This window comes from Streptomyces sp. NPDC048521, assembly GCF_043199855.1.
In the GTDB taxonomy this organism is placed as follows: Bacteria; Actinomycetota; Actinomycetes; order Streptomycetales; family Streptomycetaceae; genus Streptomyces.
In genome coordinates this window covers 28,306-43,339 of the sequence record NZ_JBICWR010000009.1, presented here as the reverse complement: position 1 = coordinate 43,339, position 15,034 = coordinate 28,306, and the positions used below count along the sequence as shown (strand labels likewise).

The 15,034-nt window shown below is 73.4% G+C and carries 16 protein-coding genes; 10 read left to right on the top strand and 6 right to left on the bottom strand.

Annotated elements, in window-relative coordinates:
* Positions 1 to 39: 39 nt before the first annotated feature.
* Together ACGFRF_RS21535 and ACGFRF_RS21530 are read right to left on the bottom strand one after the other, a co-directional pair.
* Positions 40 to 702: a response regulator gene (locus ACGFRF_RS21535; protein WP_393742202.1), complete on the bottom strand. Its 663-nt coding sequence runs from the start codon at positions 700 to 702 to the stop codon at positions 40 to 42.
* Positions 699 to 1,895 (bottom strand): sensor histidine kinase, encoded by a 1,197-nt coding sequence (locus ACGFRF_RS21530; RefSeq protein ID WP_393742678.1) that lies wholly within the window; start codon positions 1,893 to 1,895, stop codon positions 699 to 701. The genes ACGFRF_RS21535 and ACGFRF_RS21530 overlap by 4 nt, the downstream gene beginning before the upstream one ends.
* Before the next feature lie 205 nt (positions 1,896 to 2,100).
* Here ACGFRF_RS21530 and ACGFRF_RS21525 point away from each other — a divergent pair, with 205 nt between their 5' ends.
* Positions 2,101 to 2,667 (top strand): heme-binding protein, encoded by a 567-nt coding sequence (locus ACGFRF_RS21525; RefSeq protein WP_393742200.1) that lies wholly within the window; start codon positions 2,101 to 2,103, stop codon positions 2,665 to 2,667.
* Positions 2,668 to 2,773: 106 nt separating this feature from the next.
* Here the strand turns inward: ACGFRF_RS21525 and katG are convergent, their stop codons facing one another.
* From katG to ACGFRF_RS21510, 3 genes are all read right to left on the bottom strand, one after another.
* Positions 2,774 to 4,996: a catalase/peroxidase HPI gene (gene katG / locus ACGFRF_RS21520; protein ID WP_393742198.1), complete on the bottom strand. Its 2,223-nt coding sequence runs from the start codon at positions 4,994 to 4,996 to the stop codon at positions 2,774 to 2,776.
* Positions 4,997 to 5,029: 33 nt separating this feature from the next.
* Positions 5,030 to 5,467 carry a Fur family transcriptional regulator gene (locus ACGFRF_RS21515; protein ID WP_393742196.1) on the bottom strand — a complete coding sequence of 146 codons (438 nt, stop codon included), beginning with the start codon at positions 5,465 to 5,467 and terminating at the stop codon, positions 5,030 to 5,032.
* Positions 5,468 to 5,816: 349 nt separating this feature from the next.
* A complete protein-coding gene (locus ACGFRF_RS21510; protein WP_393742194.1) occupies positions 5,817 to 5,966 on the bottom strand; it encodes a hypothetical protein in 150 nt (49 codons plus the stop codon).
* A 261-nt stretch (positions 5,967 to 6,227) separates the two neighbouring features.
* Here ACGFRF_RS21510 and ACGFRF_RS21505 point away from each other — a divergent pair, with 261 nt between their 5' ends.
* The 4 genes from ACGFRF_RS21505 to ACGFRF_RS21490 all read left to right on the top strand — a co-directional run bounded on the left by ACGFRF_RS21505 (position 6,228) and on the right by ACGFRF_RS21490 (position 9,511).
* Positions 6,228 to 7,121, top strand: a complete 894-nt coding sequence (locus tag ACGFRF_RS21505; RefSeq protein ID WP_393742192.1) for a hypothetical protein — start codon at positions 6,228 to 6,230, stop codon at positions 7,119 to 7,121.
* Between the two features lie 436 nt (positions 7,122 to 7,557).
* A complete protein-coding gene (locus ACGFRF_RS21500; protein ID WP_393742190.1) occupies positions 7,558 to 8,727 on the top strand; it encodes an acyltransferase family protein in 1,170 nt (389 codons plus the stop codon).
* A gap of 18 nt (positions 8,728 to 8,745) precedes the next feature.
* On the top strand, positions 8,746 to 8,970 hold the full coding sequence (locus ACGFRF_RS21495; RefSeq protein ID WP_393742188.1) for a hypothetical protein: 225 nt from the start codon (positions 8,746 to 8,748) through the stop codon (positions 8,968 to 8,970).
* A gap of 61 nt (positions 8,971 to 9,031) precedes the next feature.
* Positions 9,032 to 9,511, top strand: a complete 480-nt coding sequence (locus ACGFRF_RS21490) for an SRPBCC family protein (RefSeq protein ID WP_393742186.1) — start codon at positions 9,032 to 9,034, stop codon at positions 9,509 to 9,511.
* 269 nt (positions 9,512 to 9,780) lie between these two features.
* Here ACGFRF_RS21490 and ACGFRF_RS21485 read toward each other — a convergent pair whose 3' ends face one another.
* A complete protein-coding gene (locus ACGFRF_RS21485; protein WP_393742184.1) occupies positions 9,781 to 10,305 on the bottom strand; it encodes a MarR family winged helix-turn-helix transcriptional regulator in 525 nt (174 codons plus the stop codon).
* 283 nt (positions 10,306 to 10,588) lie between these two features.
* Here ACGFRF_RS21485 and ACGFRF_RS21480 point away from each other — a divergent pair, with 283 nt between their 5' ends.
* Genes ACGFRF_RS21480 through ACGFRF_RS21460 form a run of 5 tightly spaced genes read left to right on the top strand, consistent with a single transcriptional unit; the run spans position 10,589 to position 15,023 of the window.
* Positions 10,589 to 11,482 carry an STAS domain-containing protein gene (locus tag ACGFRF_RS21480; protein WP_393742182.1) on the top strand — a complete coding sequence of 298 codons (894 nt, stop codon included), beginning with the start codon at positions 10,589 to 10,591 and terminating at the stop codon, positions 11,480 to 11,482.
* Positions 11,479 to 11,859, top strand: coding sequence for an STAS domain-containing protein (locus ACGFRF_RS21475; protein ID WP_393742180.1), 381 nt, complete (start codon positions 11,479 to 11,481; stop codon positions 11,857 to 11,859). The genes ACGFRF_RS21480 and ACGFRF_RS21475 overlap by 4 nt, the downstream gene beginning before the upstream one ends.
* Positions 11,859 to 12,305 carry an anti-sigma regulatory factor gene (locus ACGFRF_RS21470; RefSeq protein WP_393742676.1) on the top strand — a complete coding sequence of 149 codons (447 nt, stop codon included), beginning with the start codon at positions 11,859 to 11,861 and terminating at the stop codon, positions 12,303 to 12,305. Before ACGFRF_RS21475 ends, ACGFRF_RS21470 begins: the two co-directional genes overlap by 1 nt.
* Entirely contained in the window at positions 12,302 to 13,363 is a 1,062-nt protein-coding gene (locus ACGFRF_RS21465; RefSeq protein ID WP_393742179.1) for a SpoIIE family protein phosphatase, read from the top strand. The genes ACGFRF_RS21470 and ACGFRF_RS21465 overlap by 4 nt, the downstream gene beginning before the upstream one ends.
* Positions 13,347 to 15,023: a PP2C family protein-serine/threonine phosphatase gene (locus ACGFRF_RS21460; protein WP_393742177.1), complete on the top strand. Its 1,677-nt coding sequence runs from the start codon at positions 13,347 to 13,349 to the stop codon at positions 15,021 to 15,023. The genes ACGFRF_RS21465 and ACGFRF_RS21460 overlap by 17 nt, the downstream gene beginning before the upstream one ends.
* Positions 15,024 to 15,034: the final 11 nt, after the last annotated feature.

Genomic DNA, 15,034 nt, shown 5'->3' with positions numbered 1-15,034 from the left:
CCCCGGTGCCGCTCGCGGGGCGCGCGGCGTTCGAACGGGTCAGTGCAGCAGACGTCGTTCCTTCGCCACGGCGACGGCGCCCGCGCGGTTGTCCACGCCGAGTTTGTCGTAGATGCGCCGCAGGTGGGTCTTGACCGTGGCCTCGCTGATGTAGAGGGCGCGGGCGATGGCGTGATTGGGCAGGCCCCGGGCGAGCTGGGCGAGGATGTCGCGTTCGCGTGGGGTGAGGGCCGGGCGCGGGTTGCGGAGCCGGGACAGGACGCGGTCGGCGACCGGGGGTGAGAGCGCCGGGCGGCCTTGGGCGGCCGCGTGGATCGCGGTGAAGAGGTCCTCGGCGCCTTCGGCCTTCAGCAGATAGCCGGTGGCGCCCGCCTCGATCGCCCGGGTGACGTCGGCGTCGGTGTCGTACGTGGTCAGGACCAGCACATGGGGGGCGGGGGTGGTGGTGCGCAATCGGCGGGTGGTCTCCACGCCGTCGATGCCCTCGCCCAGTTGGAGATCCATGAGGACGACGTCCGGGGCGGTCCTGCGGGCCAGTGCGAGGGCCTCCTCGCCGCTGCCCGCCTCGCCCACGACCTCGATGTCCGGGGCGCTGTGCAGGAGAGCCAGCAGCCCGGCGCGCACCACGGCGTGGTCGTCACACACCAGGATGCGGACCGGTGTGCGGCCGGGGACGCCGGGCGTACCGGGGACGTGGGTCATCGCGGCTCCAGCGGGACGGCCGCCGACAGGGCGGTGCCCTCGCCCGGTGCCGACTCGACGGTGAGGGTGCCGCCCAGCTGGCGCAGCCGGGCGCGGATGGCGGGCAGGCCGTGGCCGCGCCGGTCCTCCGGGGTGGCTTCGGGCGCGGCGGGAGTACGTGGGTCGAAGCCGCGGCCGTCGTCCGTGACGTCCAGGACGATCTGGTCGTCCAGGCAGGTCAGGGTGAGGGTGGCGGTGGTGGCGGCCGCGTGTTCGCGGACGTTGGCGAGGGCTCCCTGGGCGATGCGCAGCAGGGCCGACTCCACGGGCGCGGGGAGCGGGTCGTGCGGGGCGCCCTCCGTGTGGACGCGCACGGTGAGCGCGGGTGTCGTCTCGCGCTCGGCGACGGCGTGCAGCGCCCGGAGCAGGCCGCCGCCCTCCGCCAGGTCGGCCGGGGTCAGGTCGTGGACGAAGCGACGGGCCTCGGCGAGGCTGCGCTCGGCGATCGCCGCCGCCGTACGGACGTGGTCCCGGGCGGTGTCGGGCGCGGTGTCCCACAGGCGGTCGGCCGCCTGGAGCAGCATCCGCTGGCTGGACAGGCCCTGGGCGAGGGTGTCGTGGATCTCCCGGGCGAGCCGCTCACGTTCGGCCAGGGTGCCTTCGCGGCGCTCGGTGGCGGCGAGGTCGCGCCGGGTGCGGACCAGGTCGTCGATGAGCGCGTCCCGGCGGGCGGCCTGGCGTTGCATGACGACGAAGACGGTGGTGGCGACGGCGGCCACCGCGGGCGGTGCGAGCAGCACGTTGGGGTCCGGCCAGCCGGCCAGGCTGAGCTGGGCGGCCACCGCCAGCGCCGTCAGCAGCGCGACCAGCGGGATCGCGGCGCGCGGCGGGAGGGTGCGCAGACCGGTGTAGAACAGCGGGACCGCGCACCAGGCGAAGCTCGGGGCCAGGACGACCAGCAGCGCCCAGGCCGCGACGACCAGGCCGAGCCAGGTCAGCCGGCGTGGTGTGGGGCGGGTGCCGAGCGCGGGGCCGAGGACGTAGAGGACGGCCAGCAGCACGGAGAGAGCGATGATCCAGGGGGTGTGCGGTCCGTCCGCGTGCCGGGCCAGATAGCGGGCGAGGGATGCGGACAGCAGCACGAAGAACGCCGTGTGCATGACGACGGTGAGGGCGCGGGTGTCGTCGCGTGCGGCTTCGGGCACGGTTCCCATCTCCCTCATCGCCTCGCTGAACTGGGCGAACACTGTCCATTGTTCCCTGGTCCGGCGCAGCGGGGGTCATCCGATCGGATGACCCCGGGGACGACCGGTCCGGTGACGGGAGGCGGCGGGAAGCGGGTCGAGGATCGGAACGGGAGCGATTGCGCCCCAGCCCCGGCCCGTGGCCGGGCTCATCGCCACAGGAAGGTTGCTCGTCATGCCCACCCGTAGGAAGCCGTCCCGCCGCACCCGCGCCCTCGTCGGCGGTGCCGCCCTGGCCGTCGCCGGTGCGGGTGTCCTGGGTACGGTCGCCGCCAACGCCGCCGACTCGTCCGGCGCCGCCCCGGCCGCCGCCCCCGTCGCGGCCCGGAACGGCGACCTGGTCCAGAGCACACATCTCACCCTCGACGCCGCCACCGAGGCGGCACGGGCCGCGGTGGACGCCGCCGAGAAGGACGGCCGTCACGTGTCCGTGGCCGTCGTCGACCGCAACGGCAACACCCTGGTCACCCTGCGCGGGGACGGCGCCGGCCCGCAGTCGTACGCGTCCGCCGAACGCAAGGCGTTCACGGCGGTGTCGTGGAACGCGCCCACCTCCGAGCTGGCCGAGCGGCTGGAGCAGACGCCGAACCTGAAGGACATCCCGGGCACGCTGTTCCTCGGGGGCGGCACCCCGGTGACCGCCAAGGGCGCCCCGGTCGCGGGCATCGGCGTAGCGGGCGCCCCGTCGGGCGACCTGGACGAGAAGTACGCGCGGGCGGGAGCGGCGGCGCTCGGCCGCTGACCCGGCCGACCAGGCCGCTCGGTTCCGGCACGGCCGAACAGCAAAACGTCCGGGTCTGCCCCGCGGGGCGGACCCGGACGTCCTGTTCGGGTGGATCAGACGCGCGTCAGACGAGGTCGAACCGGTCCAGGTTCATGACCTTGTCCCACGCGGCGACGAAGTCCTTGACGAACTTCTCCTTCGCGTCGTCGCCGGCGTAGACCTCGGCGAGCGCACGCAGCTCGGAGTTGGAGCCGAAGACGAGGTCGGCACGGCTGCCGGCCCACTGCAGCTCGCCCGTGGCGGCGTCGCGGCCCTCGAACGTGGTCTGGTCCTCGGAGGTGGCCTTCCACGTCGTGCCCAGGTCGAGCAGGTTGACGAAGAAGTCGTTGGTGAGGACGCCGGGCGTCTTGGTGAGGACACCGAGCTGCGAACCCTGGTGGTTGGCGCCGAGGACGCGCAGGCCGCCGACCAGGACGGTCATCTCGGGGGCGCTCAGGGTGAGCAGGTTGGCCTTGTCGAGCAGCAGGTACTCGGCCGGCAGGCGGTTGCCCTTGCCGAGGTAGTTGCGGAAGCCGTCCGCGGTCGGCTCCAGCGCCTCGAAGGACTCGGCGTCGGTGTGCTCCTCCGTCGCGTCGACGCGGCCCGGGGTGAAGGGCACCTCCACCTCGAAGCCGCCCTCCTTGGCGGCCTTCTCCACGGCCGCGACACCACCGAGGACGATGAGGTCGGCCAGGGAGACCTTCTTGGCGCCGGAGGAGGCGTTGAAGTCCTGCTGGATGCCCTCCAGGGTGCGCAGGACCTGGGCGAGCTGGTCGGGGTCGTTGACCTCCCAGCCGCGCTGCGGCTGAAGGCGGATACGGGCGCCGTTGGCGCCGCCGCGCTTGTCGCTGCCACGGAAGGTGGAGGCGGACGCCCACGCGGTGGTGACCAGCTGGGACACGCTCAGACCCGAGTCGAGCAGCTTGGTCTTCAGCGTGGCGATGTCGGCGTCGTCGATGAGCTCGCCCTCGCGCTCCGGCAGCGGGTCCTGCCACAGCAGGGTCTCCTCCGGGACCTCCGGGCCGAGGTAGAGCGACTTCGGGCCCAGGTCGCGGTGGGTCAGCTTGTACCAGGCGCGGGCGAAGGCGTCCGCGAACTCCTGCGGGTTCTCGTAGAAGCGGCGGGAGATGGGCTCGTAGATCGGGTCGAAGCGCAGCGCGAGGTCGGTGGTGAGCATCTTCGGGCGGTGCTTCTTCGACGGGTCGTGCGCGTCCGGGACGATCTCCGGGGCGTCCTTGGCCACCCACTGGTGGGCGCCGGCCGGGCTCTGCTCCAGCTCGTACTCGAACTCGAAGAGGTTCTTGAAGAACCCGTTGCTCCACTGGGTCGGGGTCGCGGTCCAGGTGACCTCGAGGCCCGAGGTGATGGCGTCGGCGCCCTTGCCGGTGCCGTAGGTGCTCTTCCAGCCGAGGCCCTGCTCCTCGAAGCCGGCGGCCTCCGGGTCGGGGCCGACGTGGTCGGCGGGACCGGCGCCGTGGGTCTTGCCGAAGGTGTGACCGCCGGCGATCAGGGCGACGGTCTCCTCGTCGTTCATCGCCATGCGGCGGAACGTCTCACGGATGTCGCGGGCCGCGGCGAGCGGGTCCGGGTTGCCGTTCGGGCCCTCCGGGTTGACGTAGATGAGGCCCATCTGGACGGCGCCGAGCGGGTTTTCCAGCTCGCGGTCGCCGGTGTAGCGCTTGTCGTCGAGCCAGGTGGTCTCGGGACCCCAGTAGACGTCCTCCTCCGGCTCCCACACGTCCTCGCGTCCGCCGCCGAAGCCGAAGGTCTGGAAGCCCATCTGCTCCAGGGCGACGTTGCCCGTGAGGATCATCAGGTCGGCCCAGGAGATGCTCTGGCCGTACTTCTTCTTGACCGGCCACAGCAGACGGCGGGCCTTGTCCAGGTTGCCGTTGTCCGGCCAGCTGTTGAGCGGGGCGAAGCGCTGCTGCCCGGCGCCGGCGCCGCCGCGGCCGTCGCTGATGCGGTAGGTGCCCGCACTGTGCCAGGCCATGCGGATCATCAGCGGGCCGTAGTTGCCGAAGTCGGCGGGCCACCAGTCCTGCGAGGTGGTCAGCACCTCGGCGATGTCCTGCTTCACCGCCGCCAGGTCGAGCGCCTTGAACGCCTCGGCGTACTCGAAGTCCTCGTCGAGCGGGTTCGCCACGGCCGGGTTCTTGGCAAGGATCTTCACATTGAGCCGCTCCGGCCACCACTGGCGGTTGCCGCCGCCCTGGGTCGGATGCAGGGCGCGATCGTGGGCGACGGGGCAGCCGCCGCTTCCCTCCGCCTTCGCGTCTGTGACGATCGCGTCGTGGTTCTCAGTCATGGCAATCCTTCCGAACTGTGCGGAACTCGGTGCTCAGGAACTGCGGCCGGTGGAGCAGTCGGGGCAGGTGCCCCAATAGACGACCTCGGCCTCGTCGATGGCGAAACCCCGGTCGTCGGAGGCGGTCAGGCAGGGTGCGTCGCCGACCGCGCAGTCGACGTCGGCGACGGCACCGCACGACCGGCACACGATGTGGTGGTGGTTGTCGCCCACCCGTCCCTCGAACCGGGCCGGGTGGCCGGCCGGCTCGATGCGGCGCACGAGTCCCGCCGCGGTGAGGGCGTGGAGGGCCTCGTAGACGGCTTGCAGGGAGATGTGGCCTACGCGGTCGCGGACCCCGGAGGCGATCGCCTCGACGCCGAGGTGGTCGCCGTCCCGGACGGTCTCCAGCAGCGCGACGCGGGCCGCCGTCACGCGCAGGCCGACACCGCGCAGCTCCTCGGCGGTGGTCGGGGTCGGGGAGGCGGTCATGCAGGGGAACCTATCGCCATAAACACGAAGGGTTCAAGAAAACGAGTGATGCAATTTTGGCCGTTGTGCCGTCGCCCGATGTTTGCCCCGGCGTGGCTTTGTCCGCGATGGCGATGCGGAGGCGACCGGCGGTCGGCCGGCCTTCGCCGGCGGAGGCGGCGGGCCCAGACGGTCCGGCGGTGGCGGGGGCCGAGACAGTGCGGCGGTGGCGGAGGCCGAACGGTCGGTCGCTCGGTCGCTCGGTCGCGGGCATGCACGCATGATGTGTCCGGGGACCGCCCAGGCCCGCGCGCCGAGCCCGGACATCCTTCGAACGGGTGAGTCACCGTCACCCGCCGCGCCCGGCCGGTCAGCGGCCCGCCGCCGCGGAGCCGTAGTGGCGGGCCACCGCGTGGAAGGCCTGCTTCGGCTCCCCATGCCAGCCGGAGGCGGGGTCGAACGGGCGGTCCTCGATGGTCCTGGTGAGGGAGTAGCTCGCCACGTCATGGGGCTTCTGCATGCGGCCACCCTGCCGGGCCCCGGCTCCCCTCCGCCATCCGCCGACGGTCTACGGTGCGGGGCCGACGGTCTACGGTCGCGGAGCCCGAGGGTGGGAGTCCGGCACCGAAAGTCGCACCTCGCGCGGAGCAGCGCGGCCCGGCAGGACGGGGCAGCGCATCGACAGGGGACCACTCGGACGAACCACCACACAAGGCACATGAACCTTACTCCGTGCGAAACTTGGATCTCATCACCGGGGTGTCAGTCGAGAGGGACGCTGGTGGACCTGGACGCCGTCGCCGACGAGCTGTACGTGCTGCGGCCCGAGGAGTTCGTCGCCGCCCGTGACCAGCGCGCCCAGGACGCCCGCCGGTCCGGCGACCGGGCCCTCGCCAAGGAGATCGGCGCGTTGCGGCGGCCGAGCCTGGCCGCCTGGGTCAGCAACCTCCTGGTGCGCCGGCAGCCGGAGGAGGTCCAGCCGCTGGTCGGCCTCGGCGAGGAGTTGCGCCGCGCCCACCGCGAACTGGACGGCCCGCAACTACGACAGCTCGCCCGCCGGCAGAACGAGGTGATCGGCACCCTGGGCCGGCAGGCCCGGCGGCTGGCCGCGCAGGCCGGACACCCGGTCGGTGAGGGCGTCCAGCGTGAGGTGGAGGAGACCCTGCACGCCGTGCTCGCCGACCCGGAGGCAGCGCGGGAGTGGGCGGCGGGCCGGCTGGTGAAGCCGCTCCGGTCCACAGCCGGGTTCCCGACGGCCGACGAGACCGTACTGGAGCGCCGGCCCGCCGCACCCGCCGCCGAGCCGGGGAAGCCCGCCCGGGGCAAGGCGTCCCAGGGCCGGGCGGACCGCGCCGAGGACGAGGAGCGCCGCCGCCTGACGGCCGAGGCCCGCAAGGAGGCCCGTGACGCCGAGCGGGAACTGCGCGAGCGGGAGGAAGAGGCGGAGGCCGCCGCGGGTGAGGCCGAGGAGGCCGGCGCCCAGGTGGCCGAGCTGGAGGAACGCGTCCGTGAGCTGCGCGCGGAGCTGCGACGCGCCGAGGACGAGCAGCGGCAGGCCCGCACCGACGAGCAGGCGGCGCTTGAACGGGCACGACAGACCGACCGGGCCGTGCGCGAGGCCCGGCGCCGGGTGGCGGCGGCCACCGCACGACTGGACCGGGCGGCCGGCGGCTAGCGCCGAGGCCGGACCGGCCGGCACGACGGCGACCCCGGCAGGGCGCCGCGGCCTGACCGGCCCCCGATCGGGCGGTCGGCGGCCCGCCGGTCGTACCGCCCCTGACTCGGACCGGCGGCGGTCCGCTCGCCCCTTCGTGCGACCGGCTTGGCTCGACTACACGTTCCCCGGAGCCAGTTCGGCGTTGCCCCAGACGCTGGACGGGAAGGGCGCGCCCCGCTCGGGCGCGGGGGCGGCCCCGGCGGGCGGAGGCGGGCCGATCAACACCGTGGTCGTCGTCGCCCGTACGGGTGCACCGGGTCCGGCCGTCCGTGGCACAGGTGGGGCTCGGTCGTTCGGCAGCAGTGTGATGTTTGCCCTCTGAGGTGAGGGACCGGTGTGAACGGGCAACGTTCCCCCTCATGCCCCACGCGAACCCCCTGCGGCAGGTGATTCGATGATCACGGCGACGACCCGGGCGCTCCGGACGCCGTCCGCCGGAACCGACGACAGGAACGCCAGGCTCGCCTCACCCGCCGCCATGCCCTCCTTGCCGTCCCTCACCGGGCTGCGGTGGGTGGCGGCGCTGCTGGTCTTCGGACTGCACGTGAACAACTTCGGCTACTTCGGGGGCACCGGCGGCCGCCTCGCGTCCTGGGGATTCGGTGCCGGCGCCACCGGAGTGTCGTTCTTCTTCGTTTTGTCCGGATTCGTCCTGACCTGGTCGGCGCGGCCCGGCGACCGCGTCCTCGCGTTCTGGCGGCGGCGCGTGGCGCGCGTCTACCCGGTGCACCTGGCCACCCTGGCCGTCGCCCTGCTCATGGCGTACACGACGGCGCACCAGCCGCGGCCGACGCTGAAGCAGGCGGCGGCCAATGGGCTGTTGCTGCATGCCTGGTGGCACCCGTGGTGGCAGACGCTGAACCCGGTCAGCTGGTCCCTGGCCTGCGAAGCGTTCTTCTACGCGGCCTTCCCGCTGCTGATCCTGCTGCTGCGTCGGCTCGACGCGCGCGGATCGGTCGCGCTGGGCGGATCGTCGGTGGCGGCGGTCCTGTTGCTGGGCTGGTCGGACGCCCACCACTGGTGGACCTACTCGCTGTACTCCTTCCCCGCCGCCCGGCTGCCCGAGTTCGTGCTCGGCGCGGTCAGTGCGCGACTGGTGCTGCTCGGCCGGTGGCGCGGACCCGGTCTCGAGGCCTCGCTCGCCCTGGCCCTCATCGGCTACTTCTTCGTGCCGCAGGTCACGCCCGGCTACTCCGCAACCGTGTGCACGATCATCGGGTTCGGGCTGCTCATTCCGGCCGCGGCCGTCGCGGATCTGCACGGGCTGCCCTCGCTGTGGCGGCACCGGCGGCTCGTGCGGCTCGGGGAACTGTCCTTCGCCTTCTACATGATCCACCTGCTGGTGCTGCGGGCCGCCACCCCTGTGCTGGGTACGAAGCCGCACTTCGGTGTCCTGGCGGGGCTGGCCGTCACCACGGCCGCGTTCACCGTGTCGCTCGCGCTGTCCTGGGTGTTGTACGAGGCGGTGGAGTGCCCGGCGAGGCGGCTGCTGCTGCGGCGGCGCCGGGTCTCCTCACCGGAACAGGCACCGGCCCACCGCGAGGCTCCGGCGGCGCGGAACTGAGCCGGGCCCCTCGGGTACGTGCCGGACGGCGCCGCCGCGTGGTGGGACGGCTGCTACGCCGACCGGGACGAACCGGGGCCGTGCTTTCTGGCGGAACCGGACGAGGACCTGGTCCGCACGGGATCTTCTCGGACCCCGGAGGAGGTCGACCTGCGTGCCATGCGCCAAGTACCCGCCGGCTCCGCGCTGTTCGGCGAGCATTTCCTGCGGGCGGCGCTGTTCCTTCGCCCCGTCCAGGCATAGCCCGCGCCCAGACAGGAAACCCGGTCCTCTCACGCAGTCGACGGAACGAGAGGGATCACTCATGTCTCAGGTCGAGGAGTCCGTGCGGGTCGACGTGCCGGTGCGCACCGCCTACAACCAGTGGACCCAGTTCGAGACCTTCCCGGCATTCATGGAGGGCGTGGAGCGCATCGAGCAGCGCACCGACACCCTCACGCACTGGGTGACCGACATCGGCGGGGTGCGGCGGGAGTTCGACGCCGTGATCACCGAGCAGCGGCCCGACGAGCGGGTCGCGTGGACCACGGTGGACGGATCGGCACGGCAGGCCGGTGTGGTCACCTTCCACCGCATCGACGACTCCACCACCAAGGTGATGCTCCAGCTGGACTTCGAGCCGGAGGGCGTGACCGAGACGGTCGGCGACAAGCTCGGCCTGGTCAAGCGGCGCGTCTCGGGCGATCTGCACCGGTTCAAGAAGTTCATCGAGGAGCGCGGCGGCCAGGAGACCGGGGCGTGGCGCGGCGAGGTCGGCGGCCCGGAGGGCAGCGGCGTGTTCTGACCGGTCGCACTCCCGGGTGACGTCGGCAACAGTCAGGAGAGTCGTGCGTGATCCGGGGTACACGGCTCAGCGACACCGGCCCGGCGGCGGAAGCCGCCGGGCCGAGACCGCTTGATGCAACGAAGGAGCCGTGTCGACGTGCGCGGTAAAGAGACCGGAGTGTGCCGGCGGGCGGATGCCGACCCGTCCGCCGGCCCTCCACACCCACAGCCGTCCGCCCACCGCCTTTGCCGGTGGGCGGACGAGAGCGCGGTGGTGCGGACGGTGGCTCAGGCCGTTCGGCCTCCCCGGGTGTCCGGGTCCTCGGGCGTACCCGGCCGTGGGGACAGGACGGCGCCCGGGCCTGCGTCATGGGCCAGGATCCTGGGGGCCGCGGCGGCGCAGAACGTCTCCAGGCCCTCCAGCAGCGCTTCCCTCTTGGCCGAGGGCATGGCGGCCAGGACGGCCCGCACCTCGCCCTCCCCGCGGGCGCGCAGGTCGGCGAGGAAGGACCGGCCGCTGCCGCTCAGGCGCAGTCGCACCTCGCGCCGGTCGGCGGCGCCGGGTCGGCGCTCGAGGAATCCGGTGGTCTCCAGCCGGTCGCACAGCCGACTCGCGGACGGGGGTGTGGTGCCGAGGCTGTCGGCGAGCGTGCGCAGGTTGATGCCGTCGTGTTGTTCCAGCACGAGGAGCACGCGCACCTGCGAGGCGGGGGTCGTGGGGGCGCGTCCCGACAGCACTTCCAGCAGCTCCGCGGCGTCGGCGGTCACCCGGGGGGCCTCGTCGGACGGTGGACGGGCGCGGAAGGCGGCCACGGTCCCCCTCTCGCAGGCACTGAGCCGGTCGTCAGCGTACTAGGCGGCGCCGCGCCGGAGGGACCGCGGACCGTTCGTCCGCGTCGAGCCGGTCGTCCGCGTCGGGTGCCGTCCCGCCGGGACGCCCGGCACCCATGTGCGGGCCCGGGAGACGGAGTCGACGGGCGGGGAGCATGCCGCGGGGTTTGGCCGGGCCCAACCCGGCCGCTACTGTTGCCGGACGGCAATGATCGGCTCGGAGCCGGCCGACCGGCGGGCGGCGCCTGGCTGTGCGAGAGGAGACATGAGAGTGCCGAAGCAGGACGCGGCCGCATCGGCGCCGCAGGTGGTGAGTTCCTTCCTTGAGGAGCGCCGCGAACAGATCGCCCAGCGCTGGGCCGACGCCCCGCTGTTCCGCTCGATCTTCACCGTCTCCCGCGACGAGGCGGTCGAGGCGTGCAAGGCCGTGGTGGACGCCCTGTCCGAAGTGGCCGTCAGCGGACGGCTGGAGGACATCGCAGCGCCCGGATACGCCCCGGTGCGCGACCAGTTGGGGCGGATGACCCAGACGCGGGCGCGGAGCGGATCCACCGCGACGCAGATCGCCGACGAGGTGGCCGGACTGCGCGCCCCCGTGGTCGACTTGCTGCGCGAGGAGTTCGCCGACCCCGGCTCCCCGCAGGCCCGGGAGAGTCTGCTGGCGCTGACCCTGCTGATGGGCACGCTGCGCCTGGTGGTGATGGAGACGGCACTGGACGCGAACGCGGAGCTGATCGAGCGGCAGCGGCAGCAGTTGCTCGAAGTGGCCACCCCGGTCATCAAGCTGTGGGAGGGAACGGTCGCCGTACCGCTGATCGGCACGCTGGACAGTGCGCGCAGCCAGGTCGTCATGGAGTCGCTGCTGGAGGCCATCGTCGACCAGCGGGCCCGGTACGCCATCCTGGACATCACCGGTGTGCCCACGGTCGACTCGCTGGTCGCGCAGCACCTGATGAAGACGGTGGCGGCCGCGCGGCTGATGGGCGCCGAGTGCATCGTCTCCGGTATCCGCCCGGCCATCGCGCAGACCATCGTGCAGCTCGGCATCGACCTGGGCTCGGTGCTCACACGTGCCTCGCTCGCCGACGCGCTGGCCTACACGCTGAGCCGGCAGGGCATCGAGGTCTCCCGCCCGGACACGGGTGCGAGCGCCCGGTGAACCAGCCCACTCCCGGTCGGCCGGCCCAGATCCCGGTGCTCGCCCTGGGCGACGTGCTGCTCGTGTCGCTGCAGGGCGAACTGCACGACGGCATGGCCGAGCAGCTTCAGCACGACATCACCAGCCGTATCGCCACCAGCAGGGTGACCGGCGTGGTGATCGACATCTCCGGAGTGGACATCGTCGACTCGTTCCTCGGCCGGGTGCTCGCGGAGATCGCCTCCACGGCACGGCTGCTGGCGGCGCGTACGGTCCTGGCCGGGATGCGGCCCGCGGTGGCGATCACCCTGGTCGAGCTGGGGCTGACCCTGCCCGGGCTGGTCACCGCCCTGGACGTCGACCGTGCCATGGAACTGCTGTCCCAGAGGGGGACATGATGCAGACGTCCGGCCAGGCTTCCGCGACCAGCCTGCCCATCGGCTCGGACGCGGATCTGGCCTGGGTCCGGCAGCAGGTGCGGCAGTGCGCGGCGCAGCTCGGTTTCGGCCTGGTCCAGCAGACGAAGCTGGTCACGGCGGCGAGCGAACTGGCCCGCAACACCCTGGTGTACGGCGGCGGCGGCCGGGTGGAGATCACTCCGCTGGACAACGGCCGTACCCGGGGCCTGCGGATGTGCTTCATCGACCACGGTCCGGGCATCCGCGACCTGGAACTGGCCATGACGGACGGCTACACCACCGGGGGCGGCCTCGGGCTGGGGCTGAGCGGCGCCAAGCGGCTGGTGCACGAGTTCAGCGTGGACACCGAGCCCGGCCGGGGGACGACCGTCACGGCCGTCGCCTGGGTGACGCACATTCCCTCGTCGCGTCCGGGGGCCGGATGAGCCGGGTCTGGGAGATCCCGGTGCACGATTCCACGCGGGTCCGGGACGCCCGGATGGCCGCCCGGGAGGCGTGCGCCCGCGCGGAACTCGCGCCGCCGCGCACGGCGGTCGCGGAGCTGGTCGCCACCGAGCTGGCCACCAACCTGCTCAAGCACGCGGGCGGGGGCCGCATAGTGGTGAACCTCGTGGTGCCGCCGGCCGGCGGCCCGGGCACCTCGGTGCAGCTCTTCTCGCTCGACCAAGGGCCGGGCATCGCCGATGTGACCGCCGCGCTGCGGGACGGCTACACCACCGCGGACGTCTCCCTCGGCGCGGGCCTGGGCAGTTGCCGGCGGAGCGCGAACGCCTTCCACCTGTACAGCGCGCCGGGCCGTGGGACGGTGGCGGCGGCCCGGATCGACCCGGAGGCCGACAGGCGCGGGGCGCCGGCGGGCGACGTGCCCGCGGGCGGGATCACCCTCGCCCTCGCGCAGGCCGAGGACTGCGGGGACGCCTGGAGCTGGGTGCGCTCCGGGGGGCTGCTGACGCTGCTGCTCGCCGACGGCCTCGGGCACGGTCTCAAGGCCGCGCACGCGGCCGGCGCCGCGGTGGCGGAGCTGCGCCGCGCCGCACATCTGCCGCCCGTGGACATCCTGCGCCGGCTGCACACCGCGCTGCGGCCCACCCGGGGCGCGGCGGTGACGGTGGCCCAGGTGGACACGGAGCGGGCGGAACTCAGCTTCGCCGGGATCGGCAACATCGGCGCCCGGTTGTGCACCGGGGACACCTGGACGTCCCTCGTCTCCCATCCGGGGATCGTCGGGGCGTACTTCCCGGCGCACGTCCCCGTGCGCAGGATGCCGTGGCGCCGGGACAGCCTCCTCGTCGTGCACAGTGACGGGCTGCCCAGCCGCTGGACCCCACCGCAGGACCCCCACCTGCTCGGCCACGACCCGTCGGTGGTGGCCGCGACGATCCTGCGGGACGCCGGCAGCCCCGCCCGCCCCGTACGCGACGACACCAGCGTGGCCGTACTGGCCCCCGACCGCCGGACCAGCGCCCATGACAGCCGCCTCTGACACCTGGACCATCGCCTCCGCCGCCGACGCGGCCCGCGCCCGTGCCCTGCTGGCGCGGCTCACGGCGGACGCCGGTGTGCCCTCGCTCGACCGTGCCCGCTTCCTCACCGCGCTCGGCGTCCGGTTGCGCCGCTGCCTGGACGCGGGCCGCACGGAACTGACCCTGACCGCCCGCGCGGACGGGCAACTGGAGATCTCCCTGACCGGAACCGAGCCGTGGCGGCACACGCTCGTCTGCCCCTCCCCCGTGGCCGGTCCACTGCCCGACCCGGCCGACCTGGACGACGCCCGGCTGGCCGAGGCGCTGCTGGCCACCGACGAGGACGCGGCCGCCGTCCTGGCGAGCCTGGAGGAGACGGAGGAGCTGGTCCGCTTCCACCTGGAGGAGCTGCACCAGACCAACCAGGGCGTACTGGCGCTGCACGGTGAGCTGGAGGCGGCCGCGGTGGCGCAGCGGGAACTCCTCGACGCCGAGCGGGCCGCGCGCGCCGAGGCCGAGAACGCCCGCCGGCTGCTGACCTTCCTGGCCAATGCCAGCGCCGCCCTCAACGCCTCCCTCGACCACGAGGACATCCTGCGCCGGATCCCCGAGCTACTGGTCCCGGAGTTCGCCCGGCAGGTGGACATCTGGCTGGTGGACGACGAACGGACACCGCCGGGCGGGCGGGCGGCGGCCACGGTGACGGCGGCACGCACCGGACGCCCGCAGCACGCCGGCTCCCATCCCGGTGAACTCCCCGGAGTGGACGACCTGCCGGCCTCCGCGCTGTCCCCGGACCGGCCGCTGCTGTGCCTGCCGCTCGGTGCCCGCACCGTGCAGGGTGTGCTGACGCTGGCCGCGCCCGGTGACCGTTTCGACCCGGACACCACCGTGATGCTGCTGGAGGTGGCCCGTCGGGCGGGCATCGCGCTCGACAACGCCCGCCAGTACGAACAGCACCGGGACGTCGCCGAGGCCCTGCAGCGCGCCCAGCTCACCGATCTGCCCACCACCCCGGGCCTCGCGCTGGCCGCCCGCTATCTGCCGGCCACGCACGGTCTGAACATCGGCGGCGACTGGTACGACGCCTTCCCCCAGCCGGACGGCAGTGTCCTGGCGGTGATAGGGGACGTCACCGGACACGGACTGCGGGCCGCGGTGATCATGGGTCAGTTGCGCACCGCCCTGCGCGCGTACGCCGTCGAGGGCAACGGGCCCGCCCGGATCCTGACCCTGCTGCACCGTATGCTGCGCCACCAGCAGCCGGAGTTGTACGCGACCTGTGCGATCGCCCGGTTCACGCCCGGTGCGCCCGGTGTGGTCCTGGCGGCCGCCGGGCATCCGCCGGCGCTGACCCGGGGCCCCGGCGGCGAGGTGCGGGTGCTGGAGGCCAAGCCGGGGATCATGCTGGGTGTTCCGGTGCCGTACGAGTACGAGGAGCACATCGTGGAGCTGCCGGTGGGCTCCACCCTCGCGCTCTACACCGACGGTCTGGTGGAACGGCGGTCGGCCGGGATCGACGCGGGCATCGACCGGCTCGCGCAGGCCATGGAGGCTCTCGGCGCGGCGGACCTGGAGGACCTGGACACGGCGGCCGACTCGCTGCTGAAGCCGATGCTGCACGACTCGGAACACGACGACGACATCTGCCTGTTGCTGTGCCGCACGACGACGTCCTGAACAGCGGTGCG